The sequence below is a fragment of the Nonomuraea sp. 3N208 genome (assembly GCF_052245935.1).
Lineage (GTDB): Bacteria > Actinomycetota > Actinomycetes > Streptosporangiales > Streptosporangiaceae > Nonomuraea.
This window is the reverse complement of the sequence record NZ_JBQQBR010000015.1, coordinates 180,797-194,480: the sequence shown is the minus strand read 5'-3', so window position 1 is coordinate 194,480 and position 13,684 is coordinate 180,797. Positions and strand designations below refer to the sequence as shown.

The window sequence follows — 13,684 nt, the reverse complement described above, 5'->3', positions numbered from 1 at the left end:
CCGGCACGGGCCGAGCACTCGCTGGACACGGCGCGGTCCCCGTCGTCCCCCTTAGAGACGGCTGCCCTTAGAGACGGCTGCCCTTGGAGACGGCGTGGTCGCCAGACTCGGGAAGTGGCGGCGGCCGATCAGCGGGCGGAGGCGATGATCGCCGTCGGGAGCGCGAGCAGGAGCTCGTGCGGCTGGCCGCCCTGCCAGTTCCGGATCAGCCGGCTGCCCGCCTCCCCGGGATCGAACTCCTCACAGCCCAATGGCCCGAAGCAGCCCGCCTGGTCCAGCATCAGGATGAGCGGATCGTCGTCGGGCAGGCTGGCGGCGTAGGCGGCGGTGTCGATGAGGGCCAGCGCGCACCTGGCGTTGCGGCCGTCGTCGTTGGACTCCACGCGGTCGAGGCGGCGCCAGGCTTGAGCACGGAGATGCGCGGCGAGCGATTCGGACCTGGTCACGGCTAAACCTTCTTCGATCACGTACATGCGGCTACGACATCATCACGCAAGGTGACGCGGTTTCGTGGGACCTTTGCCAACTCCCGCCTGTCGCCACCCCGGGAGCGGTCACCTTGGGGAGTGGTGTCATCATCTGGGGCATGAGTGCGTTCGACGACCTGTATGCCGCCAACGCTAAGTTTGCGAAAAACTTCGGGAGCTCTGAGCTCACCGGCCGCGCAGCCCGCGGGCTGGCCGTCGTGACCTGCATGGACTCGCGCATTGACCCGCTCGGCCTGCTCGGGTTGCAGGCGGGCGACGCCAAGATTCTCCGCAACGCCGGCGCCCGGGTGACGGACGACGTGCTGCGTACGCTGGTGCTGGCCGTCTACTTGCTCGGCGTCAAGCGGGTGCTGGTCATGCCGCACACGGACTGCGGCATGACCAAGGTGACGGACTCGGACGTGCACGCTCTGACCAGCGAGCATGGGGTGGACACCCGCAGTTTGGAGTTCCATACGGTGCCCGACCAGTACGTGGCGCTCCGCCACGATCTGACACGCATCCGTACCAGCCCGTTCCTGCCCGCGGAGATGCCGGTGGCCGGCGCTGTCTACGACGTCCGGACGGGTCGCCTGACCCCTTCCGAGTTCTGAGCCCGGCGCCCGGCCGCACGAGCGCCGACAACGCGTGCCGCCTCAGGAGGTTTGTGCGGTGCTGCGAGCGTCGGCCTCTCGTACGTACCGGTGGGCTTCACACGGCGCACGAGCCCCCGAAGCGCCTAGGACGGCCTCAGGAACGCGTCCAGACGGCTCCTACGCCCCCTGCACCTCGAAGGCGGGGACGAAGAACCGGAACGCCGCCTGGCGGCCTCTAGGCGTCGATGTGGTCGCGGTCGACCTCGGCGGCGCTGTTGACGATGAACTCCCGCCGCGGTGCCACGTCGCTCCCCATGAGCAGGCTGAAGATGCCTTCGGCGCCTTCGGCGTCCTCGATCCGCACCCGCCGCAGGATCCGGTGCCGCGGGTCCATCGTCGTCTCGGCCAGCTGGTCGGCGTCCATCTCGCCCAGACCCTTGTAGCGCTGCACTGGGTCCTTCCACCGCTTGCCGCGCCGCTCCAGGTCGCGCAGCACCCTCTGCAGTTCGGCGTCGGAGTAGCAGTAGATGTACTTCTCCTTGCCCTTGCCGGGGTTGGAGAGCTCGATGCGGTGCAGCGGCGGCACGGCCGCGAACACCCGGCCGGCCTCCAGCATCGGCCGCATGTAGCGGTGGAAGAGCGTCAGCAGCAGGGTGCGGATGTGGGCGCCGTCCACGTCGGCGTCGGCCATGAGGATGACCTTGCCATAGCGAGCCGCCTCGATGTCGAACGATCGCCCGGAGCCGGCGCCGACGACCTGGATGATGGCGGCGCACTCGGCGTTTTTGAGCATGTCACTCACGGACGCCTTCTGCACGTTGAGGATCTTGCCCCGGATCGGCAGCAGCGCCTGGAACTCCGAGTCGCGGGCCAGCTTGGCGGTGCCCAGCGCCGAGTCACCCTCGACGATGAACAGCTCGCTGCGGTCCACGCCTTCGCTGCGGCAGTCGACCAGCTTGGCGGGCAACGCGGAGCTTTCAAGCGCACTCTTGCGCCGCTGGTTGTCGCGGTGCTCGCGGGCCGCGATGCGGGCCTTGGCGGCGGCGACGATCTTCTCCAGAACCGCCCGCAGCGGCTGCTTGTAGCCGCGCGGCGGGTTGGTGAAGATCTCCTTGAGCTCGCGCGAGACGACGTGGGAGACGATACGGGTGGCCGCCGAGGTGCCCAGCACCTCCTTGGTCTGCCCCTCGAACTGCGGCTCGGGCACTCTGACCGTGACCACGCCGGTCAGGCCTTCTGAGATGTCGTCCTTGGTGACGGGGTCGTCGCCGTTCTTCAGCAGGCGAGTCTCGCGTAGCAGCTCGTTGATCGTACGCATCAGCCCGCGCTCGAACCCGGTCAGGTGGGTGCCGCCCTTGGGGGTGGCGATCACGTTGACGAACGACCGCACGGTGGACTCGTAGCCCTTGCCCCAGCGGATCGCCACGTCCACGCTCAGCTCGCGCTGCACCTCGGTGGCCGTCATGTGGCCCTGGTCGTCCAGGACCGGCACGGTCTCGTGGAAGTGACCCACGCCCTGCAGCCGCAGCACGTCGCAGACCGGCTCGTCACGGGCCAGGAACTCGGTGAACTCGGAGATGCCGCCGTCGAAGCGGAACTCCTCCTCGGTGCGCTCCTCGTGCCTGCTGTCGTAGACGGCCAGGGTCAGCCCGGGCACCAGGAAGGCGGTCTGCCGCAGGCGCACGTGGATCTCGTCCATCGAGACCTCGGCGTCGGGCAGGAAGATCTGCTTGTCGGCCCAGAAACGCACCCGGGTGCCGGTGACCTTGCGCGGGAGCGTGGCGCCGACCCGCAACCCGGACTTCTTCTTGAACTTCGCCGTCGGCCCGTCACCGTCGAAGATCCCAGGGACGCCGCGGCGAAAGCTGATCTCGTGAACGCGTCCGTCCCTGTCCACCTCGACGTCGAGCCTCGCCGACAGGGCGTTGACCACGGACGCGCCCACGCCGTGCAGGCCGCCGGACGCGGCGTAGGAGCCGCCGCCGAACTTCCCGCCCGCGTGCAGCTTGGTGTAGACGAGCTCCACACCGGCCAGTCCGCTCTTGGGCTCGATGTCGACCGGGATGCCGCGGCCGTTGTCGCGGACCTCGATGGAGCCGTCGGCGTAGAGCTCGACCTCGATCCGGTCGCAGTGCCCTGCCAGCGCCTCGTCGACGCCGTTGTCCACGATCTCCCAGAGGCAGTGCATGAGCCCGCGGCTGTCAGTCGACCCGATATACATGCCCGGGCGCTTGCGGACAGCCTCGAGGCCCTCAAGCACCGACAGGTGACGAGCCGTGTAACCCGCCTCCACTAGCGTCACTCCAGCTCCCAGGGTCTAAGCATCGAACACGTGTGCGTAGCCTACCGTTCTTCCCGTACGCACGCGTACAAGCTTGCCATGGCGACACGTTTGCCGTTACCAACCGGCTGATCGTCATTACTTTCGGACACATTCCGCTCTGGGCGTAGAGACCGGGAGGTTGGGAAGCTCCACGTCCGGTTAAATGTTGTTCCAAGTGACTGACGCCAGATCCTCGCTTCGGCGGGGGTGACCCGAAAGGCGATACGTGACTGGAGCTCTCGCCCCCGTTAAGCCGCTGACGGCCCTCGACCGCTGCGACCGCTGCGGTGCCCAGGCCTACATTCGCGCGACCCTGCCAGTAGGCGGGGAGCTGCTGTTCTGCGCCCACCACGGGCGTCAGCACATCGCGGCGCTGCGCGAAAAGGGCGCCGACATCCTGGACGAGTCGGCTCGACTCAGCAAGACCGATTCAATTGCCCCCAACGACGAGCGCTGACCCCAGCGCTGGTCGTGATGAGATAACCACATATCGCGTAACAGTGACGACGACCCTGGGCATGCCCGGGGTCGTCGTCCTGCTTTAGACGCCCGGCGGTCAGCGGACCCGGTAGTGATACCGGCCCGCGATCTCGAAGCCCTCGCCGCGATACAGCGCCTGCGCGGCCTGGTTGGGCGCGGTGGTGACCAGGTATGCCGAAGCCGTGCCCGCGTGCCGCGCCAGCGCCCGCAGCACGGCACGGGCCAGCCCGCGGCGGCGCGCCTCCGGCCGGGTGGCCATGCAGTAGATCCCCAGCGTGTCGCCCTGCGGAACGGCCCGCCCGACGGCCAGCGCCACGCCGTCCTCCTCGTACGCCCCATACCAGGCCGGTACGCCGGTGCAGATGCGCTCGGCGTCCTCGAGCCCGCTGCCGTACCGCCCGTCCACGGCCCACCACGCCTCCAGCCACCCGGGCCACGGCCGCCCCTCGATCCTGACCTCGAGCTCCGCCCCTTCCAGCACATCGGGACGGAAGGAGCCGGCGGCCATGACGAATGTCGGGTCGACCAGCTCGTAGCCCCGCGCCTCCAGCTCCTCATCCAGCCCAGACGTGGCACCCAGCCCCACAGTGAAGACACACCGCTGCCCACGCTCCCGGTAGAACCCCTCGGCCGCCTCGATGGCACCCGCCAGATCAGCCGGCCGCCCCAGAGTCAGCACCGAGTTGGCCCGCTTGGTCACGCCTCCGGCGTAACGCAACACCCACCCGTCGTAAACGCGCTGCTCATAGGCGGGCCACGCCTCATGCACAAGCATGTCGAAATCCATCCACGCAGCCTAACCAGCCCCCGCGACCAGCCCACCGCCAGGTCTACGGCCATGCCGAAACCCCCGGCACCGCCGCGAGGGCCGATCCGGCCAAGGCCGAGCGATTCGGCGAAGCGGCCGGCCCACGTCTCGCCGTAGCGGCGGCCCACCACTGAACGAGTCAGCAGCGTCCCCCTGGACAGAGCCCAGCCCCGGTCGGCGTTTGGAGCCCACGTGGCCTGCCGTAAAACATGATGGTCATCGCCACGGACGGTGGGAGAGCATGGTCATCGCCACGGACGGTGGGAGAGCATGGTCATCGCCACGGACGGTGGGAGAGCATGGTCATCGCCACGGACGGCGGAAAAGCATGGTCATCGCCACGGACGGCGGAAAAGCATGGTCATCGCCACGGACGGCGGGAAAGCATCGAGCGTCCGAATAGGGTTACGGCGTGATGATTGTGTTGCCGCCGTCGGAGGGGAAGGCCGCCGAGGGGAGCGGCCCGCCCATCGAGCACTTGTCCTTCCCGTCGCTCGACAAACACCGCAAACGGGTGCGGACCGCGCTCATCCGGGCCTCCAAGCGCCGCGACGCCCTCGACGTGCTCGGCCTGACCCCCGGCCTGGCGGGCGAGCCGGCCAAGAACACGGCGCTGGCGACGGCCCCCACGCTGCCCGCCGCCGAGCTCTACACCGGCGTGCTCTACGACAATCTCGGCCTCACCACGTTGGATCCCGATGCCAAGGCCAGAGCAGCCGAGTCGGTTCTGATCTTCTCCGGCCTGTGGGGCGTCGTGCGGACCACGGACCGGATCCCGCCTTACCGCCTCTCGATGGGCGTCAACCTGCCGCCCGTGGGCGGGCTGGCCACTTTCTGGCGCCCCCAGATCGCCAAGGCGCTGGACACGATCCCGGGCTTGGTGGTGGACCTTCGCTCGGCCACGTACGCGGCCGCCTGGCAGCCGGGCGCGCGTTCGGTGACGGTACGGGTGTTCAGGGACGGCAAGGTCGTCAGCCACATGGCCAAGGCGACCCGTGGCGAGATCGCCCGCGCCCTCCTCCAGCAAGACGCCACCCCGGCCACCCCGGACGAGCTGGCGAAGATCCTGGACGCCCTCGGCTACACCATCACGCTGACGGAGCCGTCACGCGCGAACCGCCCGTGGACGCTGGACGTGCACGTCGCCGACCCGGCTTGAAGCCAACCCAAAAAAAGAGCCCCGCACGGACATCCGTGCGGGGCTTCTTCTTTCAGCCGATGCTCATCAGTCCAGGTAGTCGCGGAGCACCTGCGACCGGGACGGGTGGCGCAGCTTGGACATGGTCTTGGACTCGATCTGGCGAATGCGCTCACGGGTCACCCCGTAAACCTTGCCGATCTCGTCCAGCGTCTTCGGCTGCCCGTCGGTGAGCCCGAAGCGCATCGAGACGACGCCCGCCTCCCGCTCCGACAAGGTGTCGAGAACGGAGTGCAGCTGCTCCTGGAGCAGCGTGAAGCTGACGGCGTCGGCCGGAACGATGGCCTCGGAGTCCTCGATGAGGTCGCCGAACTCGCTGTCGCCCTCCTCGCCAAGCGGCGTGTGGAGCGAGATGGGCTCGCGACCGTACTTCTGGACCTCGACGACCTTCTCGGGCGTCATGTCCAGCTCGCGAGCCAGCTCCTCCGGCGTGGGCTCGCGGCCCAGGTCCTGCAGCATCTGCCGCTGGACGCGGGCCAGCTTGTTGATCACTTCGACCATGTGGACCGGGATGCGGATGGTCCGCGCCTGGTCGGCCATGGCACGCGTGATCGCCTGCCGGATCCACCACGTGGCGTAGGTGGAGAACTTGTAGCCCTTGGTGTAGTCGAACTTCTCCACGGCCCTGATCAGGCCCAGGTTGCCTTCCTGGATCAGGTCGAGGAACAGCATGCCGCGGCCGGTGTAGCGCTTGGCCAGCGAGACCACGAGCCGGAGGTTGGCCTCCAGCAGGTGGTTCTTGGCACGGCGGCCGTCCTCGGCGATCCACTCCAGCTCGGCCCGGACGTCGACCGGCAGGCCGCCGGTCTCGTCGCCGCCCAGCTGCTCCTCGGCGAACAGGCCAGCCTCGATGCGCTTGGCCAGCTCGACCTCCTGCTCGGCGTTGAGCAGGGGGACCTTGCCGATCTGCTTGAGGTAATCCTTGACCGGGTCGGCGGTGGCGCCGGCGGCTGCGACCTGCGCGACCGGGGCGTCATCGTCGTCGTCGGACAGGATGAGGACCTCGTCCTCGGTCTTCTCCGTCGCCGCGATCTCAGAGGGCTTGGGCTCCTCGTCGGTCTCGTCGTCGGAGTCGGAGTCGGCCGCGGCCTCGGGCTCCTCGGCGACGATCACCTCGTCGTCGACCTCGATGTCCTCGAGCTCCTCCAGCTCCACGTCGCCGTCGAGCTCGATGTCCTCGTCGTCGTCCGAGTCGGTGGCCTCGGACGCCTTCGGCTTGGTCTCGGCAGGCCCAGCGTTCTTCGGCTCGGCCTTCTTGGCGGCGGCGGGTGCCGCGGCCTTCTTGGCCGCCGGAGCGGCCTTCTTCGCAGGGGCCGCCTTCTTGGCGGCCGGCTCGGCTTCAGTTGCGCCCACGACCGCGGTCACGGTCTCGGGCTGCTGCTCTTTGGCGGCCGCCGCCGTCTTGGTCTTGACGGGGGCGGCGGTGCGGCGCTTTGCTGGACCACGAGACTTCTTCGGCGCAGCCGAATCCGCGGCGGTCACCACCACGGTCACGCCCTCTTTGCTGAGGTTCCGCAAGAACGCGGCGGCGTGCGACATGGGGATGTCCGCCTCCTCGAAGGCCTGACGGACATCCTCAGACTCGAGGAAACCCTGCGAGCGCCCACGCTCGAGCAGTCGCTGAATGACGGGCTCGTTCAGCTCTTGTGGCTTCGAGCGAGTCGAACTTGCAGGCGACACGAACACCTCTCGAACGAACGCGTGGCGACAATGGACCCAGATGCCCGCTGGGGGGCTGCTCCCTCTCTCGGAGATCAGTGAGGCCGTGCGGACCGCGACGGACCTGCACAGCATTGTGGCACGACCCCGCACTCCATACGGCCACCTCCCGGCGGTTGACCTCCACCCTAGGCCGACCCAGACAGTAGTGCGTACGTAAGCGGGGCACTGATACCCGAAAGCAACCGTTATGACTGTTTCATTCAGTCACTCTTCGTGGCTGGCGGGACGTGAATTGCTAGCGCAGTAACGTCATCATCCTGTTCATATCCAGACAACATCCGGTCAACCAGGAAGTCCAGCAACATGTGCGGACTACTTACGACCTCAGGCGGCGCTTCTGTCACAACACTGCAAAGTTCGGCGAGTCCGGCATCCAGCCCGCGCTTCCTGTTCTCCACGAGACCGTCGGAGTAGAGCACGGCGGTATGGCCGGGCGGCACCACGAACCGGAACTGCCTGCGGCTGGTCGGCCAGCCTAGCGGAGTGCCGGGCTCGGCGTCGCACAGGATCGCCGTGCCCTGGGGAGAGACCAGCACGGGCGGCGGGTGGCCGGCCAGGGCCAGCGTGCCCTCACCGGTCACGGGCTCCACGACCATGTAGGCAAGGGTCGTGACCTGCTCTTCCTCTTCGGTGGCCTCGAAGACGCGGTCCAGGCCGGTGAGCACGGCCGCGGGCGGCGGGTTGGTCAGCGCCAGCGCCCGCATGGCGTTGCGGATGCGGCCCATCCCCGCCGCGGCCTTGACGCCCTTGCCCATGACATCGCCGACGACGGCCGCCACGCGCCCGTCCTGCAGCACGAAGGCGTCGTACCAGTCACCGCCGACCTGGACGTGGCGGCTGCCCGAGCGGAAGCGCTGGGCCAGTTCCAGGCCCTTGACCACGGGCAGGCGGTCAGGAAGCAGGCTGCGCTGGAGCGTCTCGGCGGTGCGGTGCTCGCGCTCGAACAGGGTGGCCCGCTCGACCGCCAGCGCGCACTGGCCGGCCAGCGCCTCCAGGAAGACGCCGTCCTCCTGGGAGATCTTCACCGGCCGGGTGAAGGAGAATCGGAGCGCTCCCAGCGCCCGCCCTGCGGCCAGCAGCGGCAGCCCCACCCAGGCCCGCTCATCGCTGGTGGCCAGGTAGTTGGCCAGGACCTCCTCGTCGCCTCCGGCCTCGAGCAGCTGCGCCTTGAGGCTGTCGGTCGACTCGGCGAACACGGGCCTGCGGCTGTTGACGGCCATGGTCATCACACTGGAGCTGGCTAGCGGGATCTCCTCGCCGAAGGCGCCGGACGCCTCGGGGATGCCCTCGCCGTTGATCAGCTTGAGCGCCGCGCGGTCGGTGTCGAGCAGCGCCACGGCCGAGCGGTCCGCGGCCAGGGCGGTGCGGCCCACGTCGATGATTACCTGCACCACCTGCTCGACGGTCAGCGCCTCGGCCAGCATGGCGGTGGCGCCTTGGAGCCTGGCGGTGCGCAGGGCGGCGGCGCCGAGCTGGTCGGTCAGCCTGCCGCGCATCTCCTCTGCCTCGCGCTGAGGGGTGACGTCGGTGTTGGCGCCGACCCATTCGACGACCCTGCCGTGCCTGATGATCGGCACGGCCCGCACCTCGAAGTGGCGGTAGCCGCTGGCCCGGGTGCGCACCCGGTAGTTCCACTCGAACATGGTCCGCCCGCGCAGCGCCTCGCGCCAGGCCTCCTCGGTCTGCTGGCGCTCCTCGGGGTGGACGACCTCCAGCCAGCCGTTGGCGAGGTATTCCTCCAAGCCCTGGCCGGTGATGGCGCGCCACTGCGGGGCGTCCTCCACGACCGCGCCGGTGGGCGAGGTGATCCAGACCAGCTGGGACTGCGCCTCCACCAGCGAGCGGTAGCGCTCCTCGCTGCGGCGCAGCGCCTCCTCGGTCTGGCGGCTCTCGGTCACGTCCAGCCCGACCAGCGCGATCGCCTGCAGCTCGCCTGCCTCGTCGTGGACCGGCGAGAACGACAGCGACCAGTGCCTGGTGTCGCCCTCCGCCGACCGCACGCGCACGCGGCCCTCGGTGACCGGCGCGTCGGTCTCGATGACGGCCTGCACGGCGTGGGTGATGATCTGGCTGAGGTCGGCGGCGAGCACTTCGACGGGCTGCCGGTCGAGCATGCGCTCGGCGGGCACGCCGACGACGTCGCAGAACACGTCGTTGACTCGCTGGACGCGGGTGTCGCCGTCGAAGAACGCGAAGGCGAACTCGGCTTCCGACAGCAAGCCCTGGAAGAGGGCGGAGTCTGAGATGTCCACATCCGACTCCCGGGGACGGGGAACGGAGGTCTCGGCGCTCATGGTCGGCACCTCCGTCGCGTGCCAGGGTCTCCCACGCGGCACATCTCCATAGTCGTGTATCGGCGTAGCGCAGCTCCGGGCGACCGGATTCTGCAGTACATCATCGGCGATGGGCATGTGCGGACGGAAGCCCCCGCCGCGGCCCGGTCGCCTCTAAGGTCAACGCATCCTGTCAAAATCGCTCCACGTCGCGCAGCAAGATCAGGTTACAGCGCAGCTACTCGGCCTTCGCCGCGCGCTTGGCCTCTTGCTTGGCGGCACGCACGCGGACCAGGCTCTCGGCGTCGACGACGTCGGCGACCGATCGGTGTGACCCCTCCTCGCCGTAGGCTCCGGCTGCCTCACGCCAGCCTGATGGCTGGACCCCCAACTGCTTCCCCAGCAATGCCAAAAAAATCTGGGCTTTCTGTTTGCCGTATCCCGGAAGGGTCATGAGTCGTTTCAGCAACTCTTTGCCGTCCGCGGCATCCGCCCAGATCTTCTCCGGCTGTCCGTCGTAGTGTTCGACAAGGTAGGCCGCGAGCTGCTGGACCCTGGCCGCCATAGACTTGGGGTAGCGGTGCACGGCCGGCTTCTCGGCGAGCAGCGCGGCGAACGCCTCAGGATCATACGAGGCGATCTCCGCGGCCGTGAGGTCGTGCCCCAGCCGCTGGGAGATGGTGTATGGCCCCGTGAACGCCCACTCCATGGGGATCTGCTGGTCGAGGAGCATGCCGACGAGCAGGGCGAGCGGGTTGCGGCCGAGGAGCTCGTCTGCCTCGCTTTGCTGGGCGAGCTGGATGCGCATGGAGACAGCTTCGCATGAATGGGCACGCGGTGACGTGAACACAGCCCCCGAGGAGGCTTGACACACGCCCGAGAAAAGGTGAAATGAGAGCGCAAGTCGCCCTGCAGACATTCCTGGGGGTTTGCCCCTGGGTCTCCAGAGGAATCTCACATCTATGCTCGCTCTGGCCACACGGTTCCTGCGGGAGCCGGTCAGTCTCAGGCTGGCCGAAGAGTTCCTGACCGTACCCGTGGACACGATCGACCGCTGTGTCGCGGACGTGTGCGCGTGCGCCCAGCATCTCGGCATCTCCGCGACGCCCGAGATCGTGGAACGCATCGCGCGCGAGCACCTGCTCGCCATCGTCAACTCGGCGCCTCCGCCGCGCGGCCTGCGATAGCCGCGCAGCAGCGCCGCACGGCGCGCCCAGGGCGCAGCGCCCCGGGCACAGCCCCTACTCGCGCGCCCCCGGCACGGCACTCCTACTCCCGCCTCCCGGACGGCGCCCTATATGCGCCTCCGGCACAGTGCCCTATATGCGCCCCATATCGGCCTCAGGCACACTGCCCATATGCGCCTCCGGCACGACGGGACCCCGATAACATCGGGGTCACCAGGCCGAGATCTCCGCGCCGTTTGCGCCTGGAATACGAGAGAGTGAGGGTGTGCGCCGACACCGACGAGATCCCCGGGAGAGCACCCCTCCAGACGACGTGTTCAAGGAGATGGTGCAGGCGGCCCGCGAGCTGCTCGCCGTACGCACCCCCCTGGACGCGGAGCTGATGGTCTCCGACATGATCGGAGCCTGGTGGGGCAGGCGTGTCAGGGGCGGCGACGTGGAGCAGGTGCTCGGCGAGGGGCTCGTCGACTACGCCGCCAAGGCCGGCACGCCGGCCTCGCTGACGCTGCTCATCTGCCTGGCGTATCTGGGCACCGCCCGCCAGGGCGCCAAGGCCGAGGGCGCCGCGCTGGCGATGATGGAGTCCGGGGTGGCCAGGCCCGGCTGGGCCGACAAGGTCGGCGCCGTCAAGCCCGCAGGCTGCTACGTCTCCCGCGACGCCTACGGCGACCAGGACACGGTGATCTGCACCTTCGCCTACCGCTGGAACGAAACATCGCAGCTGACGGACCGGCACGCGCTGGTCATGGTCGTCGACTACAACATGAGCGGCATGGCCCGCGACGCCTGGGTGTCCTCTCAGGTCGACAAGCTCATCGAGCAAGCCAGGGCCGAGGCGGCGGGCAACCCGATGCTGCTGTTCGAGGAGATCCAGCCCGAGCAGGCCAGAGCGCTGCTCGAGTCGGCGATGAAGGCCACCAGGGAGCCCAAGACGCCGCCCCCGGTGAGCGACAGCTACAGCGCCTACCACGCCTTCGCCCGCGCCCGGCTCAAGGCGCTGCCACCCGGCCGCAAGCGCCCGGCCCCGCTGCACATCGAGGCCCCCTACAGCCGCGAACGGCGGGCCATGCTGGCGGCGGAGTTCCTGGCCTCGGACGCGGCCGAGCACCTGTCGGACCCCTCGGCCGCCTCCCAGTGCGCCGACCACATCATCGACTACGGCTGCGAGCAGGACTTCAACCGGCCGCTGCGGGTCAGCCCGACCAAGTGCGAGACGTTCCTGCTGGACTGGCTGCCGCGCAAGGTGATGCTGAGCGTGACCGAGCAGGAGGCGATGCCCCACGTGCTGTCGGCGTGGGTGCGCTTCGCCGCGCATCGCACGGACCTGCCCGAGCAGGGCCTCAAGGCCACGCTGGACGCCGTGTGGGAGGCCACGGGCAAGTTCCCTGAGGCCTATCGGGATCCGACGTCGTTCGGGCTCGACCGGGTGCTGCTGGAGCGGCTGCTGCCGGACGGCGACCTGTCGGCGCTGGCCAGGCGGGTTTTCGCGTTCCCCTATTTGCAGGGCACGCACAACGGCATCGAGCTCGACCGGCTCAACCCGGCCGACGAGGCGGACCGGCGCACCTTACTCGAGATCGACCACGGCGGCACGATCGATCAGGAGCACCTGGCCTGGCACGAGGAGATCGCCACCCGGCTGTGGGAGGGCGACCCGCCGCAGCTGTGGGAGGCCGCGCAGCGCCTGCTCGACCTCGGCCACGACCGCCACGACGTGCTCCATGTGCTGATCGAGATCGCCGAGCGGATCGGCGGCGACCCCGACGAGCTGGCCGCGGCCCTCGACGACATCGCCGACATCCCCGACGAAATCTAGAATTTCTATCTAAAATCTCTCTTCTATGTCGATGTACGCCCGCCTAGCTGAGGGCCGCTACCTGGCTTCGGAGCACACGCAGGGCCCTTGGGACCCGGCCACCCAGCACATGGGCCCGGTCACCGCGCTCATCGTCCACGAGCTGGCCCGCACGGCGCCGCGCCCGGGATTGGAGCTGTCCAGGCTGGTGGTGGACGTGTTCGCGCCGGTGCCGGTGGCCGAGCTGGAGATCGCGACCGACGTGGCGCGCGACGGCAAGCGCGTCCAATGCCTCACGGCGAGCGTGTCGTCCGGCGGCCGCGAGTACGCGAGGGCGAGCGCCTGGCGGATCCGCGAGCTCCGCGAGGCCGGCACGCCCGCGACGCCGGTCCCCGGCCCGCCCGCTCCCGTGCCGCCGCGCTCGGAGGAACACGCGCGCTCGTGGCTGGGCTCCGGGTTCGGGTACGGCAAGGCGCTCGACTGGCGGTTCGTCGCCGGCGGCCCCATGGAGCTCGGCCCGGCCACGGTGTGGGGCAGGCTGACGATCCCGCTGGTCGAGGGCGAGGAGATGACCTCGCTCGAGCGGCTGGCGGTGTTCGCCGACAGCGGCAACGGCGTCAGCTTCGCCGTCGACTTCACCACCCACGTGTTCGTGAACGTGGACCTGACGATCTCCCTGTTCCGCTCCCCCGAGGGCGAGTGGATATGTATGGACGCCGAGACCGTCATCGGCCCGTCCGGCCGCGGACTGACCCGTTCCACCCTGTACGACGGGAGCGGTCAGGTGGGCACGGCGACTCAGACACTGTTCGTCGCGCCGAGATGAGGCGCCAAG

Annotated in this window: 12 protein-coding genes; 6 read left to right on the top strand and 6 right to left on the bottom strand. The window is 68.9% G+C overall.

Going from position 1 to position 13,684, the window contains the following annotated elements; genetic code table 11:
• Window positions 1–128 precede the first annotated feature (128 nt).
• Window positions 129–446 carry a hypothetical protein gene (locus ACTWPT_RS23940; protein WP_443179667.1) on the bottom strand — a complete coding sequence of 106 codons (318 nt, stop codon included), beginning with the start codon at window positions 444–446 and terminating at the stop codon, window positions 129–131.
• A 140-nt stretch (window positions 447–586) separates the two neighbouring features.
• Between ACTWPT_RS23940 and ACTWPT_RS23935 the strand changes: the two genes are divergently transcribed.
• Window positions 587–1,081, top strand: a complete 495-nt coding sequence (locus ACTWPT_RS23935; protein WP_443179666.1) for a beta-class carbonic anhydrase — start codon at window positions 587–589, stop codon at window positions 1,079–1,081.
• Between the two features lie 217 nt (window positions 1,082–1,298).
• Here the strand turns inward: ACTWPT_RS23935 and ACTWPT_RS23930 are convergent, their stop codons facing one another.
• A complete protein-coding gene (locus ACTWPT_RS23930) occupies window positions 1,299–3,365 on the bottom strand; it encodes a DNA gyrase/topoisomerase IV subunit B (protein ID WP_443179665.1) in 2,067 nt (688 codons plus the stop codon).
• A 247-nt stretch (window positions 3,366–3,612) separates the two neighbouring features.
• On the opposite strand from ACTWPT_RS23930, the gene ACTWPT_RS23925 reads away from it, so the two are divergent.
• Entirely contained in the window at window positions 3,613–3,843 is a 231-nt protein-coding gene (locus tag ACTWPT_RS23925; RefSeq protein ID WP_443179664.1) for a DUF7455 domain-containing protein, read from the top strand.
• Between the two features lie 99 nt (window positions 3,844–3,942).
• Here the strand turns inward: ACTWPT_RS23925 and ACTWPT_RS23920 are convergent, their stop codons facing one another.
• Complete coding sequence (locus tag ACTWPT_RS23920) at window positions 3,943–4,641, bottom strand: GNAT family N-acetyltransferase (protein ID WP_443179663.1); 699 nt, start codon at window positions 4,639–4,641, stop codon at window positions 3,943–3,945.
• A 445-nt stretch (window positions 4,642–5,086) separates the two neighbouring features.
• On the opposite strand from ACTWPT_RS23920, the gene ACTWPT_RS23915 reads away from it, so the two are divergent.
• The gene (locus ACTWPT_RS23915) at window positions 5,087–5,833 is read left to right on the top strand and encodes a YaaA family protein (protein ID WP_443179662.1); all 747 of its coding nucleotides are present in this window, start codon (window positions 5,087–5,089) and stop codon (window positions 5,831–5,833) included.
• Between the two features lie 66 nt (window positions 5,834–5,899).
• Here the strand turns inward: ACTWPT_RS23915 and ACTWPT_RS23910 are convergent, their stop codons facing one another.
• The 3 genes from ACTWPT_RS23910 to ACTWPT_RS23900 all read right to left on the bottom strand — a co-directional run bounded on the left by ACTWPT_RS23910 (window position 5,900) and on the right by ACTWPT_RS23900 (window position 10,675).
• Window positions 5,900–7,552, bottom strand: coding sequence for an RNA polymerase sigma factor (locus ACTWPT_RS23910; RefSeq protein ID WP_443179661.1), 1,653 nt, complete (start codon window positions 7,550–7,552; stop codon window positions 5,900–5,902).
• 242 nt (window positions 7,553–7,794) lie between these two features.
• Window positions 7,795–9,888, bottom strand: coding sequence for a SpoIIE family protein phosphatase (locus tag ACTWPT_RS23905; protein ID WP_443179660.1), 2,094 nt, complete (start codon window positions 9,886–9,888; stop codon window positions 7,795–7,797).
• A 217-nt stretch (window positions 9,889–10,105) separates the two neighbouring features.
• A complete protein-coding gene (locus ACTWPT_RS23900; RefSeq protein WP_443179659.1) occupies window positions 10,106–10,675 on the bottom strand; it encodes an HhH-GPD-type base excision DNA repair protein in 570 nt (189 codons plus the stop codon).
• A gap of 154 nt (window positions 10,676–10,829) precedes the next feature.
• Here ACTWPT_RS23900 and ACTWPT_RS23895 point away from each other — a divergent pair, with 154 nt between their 5' ends.
• The 3 genes from ACTWPT_RS23895 to ACTWPT_RS23885 all read left to right on the top strand — a co-directional run bounded on the left by ACTWPT_RS23895 (window position 10,830) and on the right by ACTWPT_RS23885 (window position 13,675).
• Window positions 10,830–11,054 (top strand): hypothetical protein, encoded by a 225-nt coding sequence (locus ACTWPT_RS23895; RefSeq protein WP_148441341.1) that lies wholly within the window; start codon window positions 10,830–10,832, stop codon window positions 11,052–11,054.
• Window positions 11,055–11,319: 265 nt separating this feature from the next.
• Window positions 11,320–12,870 (top strand): hypothetical protein, encoded by a 1,551-nt coding sequence (locus ACTWPT_RS23890; protein WP_443179658.1) that lies wholly within the window; start codon window positions 11,320–11,322, stop codon window positions 12,868–12,870.
• 25 nt (window positions 12,871–12,895) lie between these two features.
• The gene (locus tag ACTWPT_RS23885; RefSeq protein ID WP_443179657.1) at window positions 12,896–13,675 is read left to right on the top strand and encodes a thioesterase family protein; all 780 of its coding nucleotides are present in this window, start codon (window positions 12,896–12,898) and stop codon (window positions 13,673–13,675) included.
• Window positions 13,676–13,684: the final 9 nt, after the last annotated feature.

Bases quoted from the DNA above. Each gene is read 5' to 3' on its own strand.
- ACTWPT_RS23935 (WP_443179666.1), top strand. From the start codon at position 587: ATGAGTGCGTTCGACGACCTGTATGCCGCCAACGCTAAGTTTGCGAAA.
- ACTWPT_RS23920 (WP_443179663.1), bottom strand. From the start codon at position 4,641: ATGCTTGTGCATGAGGCGTGGCCCGCCTATGAGCAGCGCGTTTACGAC.
- ACTWPT_RS23905 (WP_443179660.1), bottom strand. From the start codon at position 9,888: ATGAGCGCCGAGACCTCCGTTCCCCGTCCCCGGGAGTCGGATGTGGAC.
- ACTWPT_RS23900 (WP_443179659.1), bottom strand. From the start codon at position 10,675: ATGCGCATCCAGCTCGCCCAGCAAAGCGAGGCAGACGAGCTCCTCGGC.
- ACTWPT_RS23895 (WP_148441341.1), top strand. From the start codon at position 10,830: ATGCTCGCTCTGGCCACACGGTTCCTGCGGGAGCCGGTCAGTCTCAGG.
- ACTWPT_RS23885 (WP_443179657.1), top strand. From the start codon at position 12,896: ATGTCGATGTACGCCCGCCTAGCTGAGGGCCGCTACCTGGCTTCGGAG.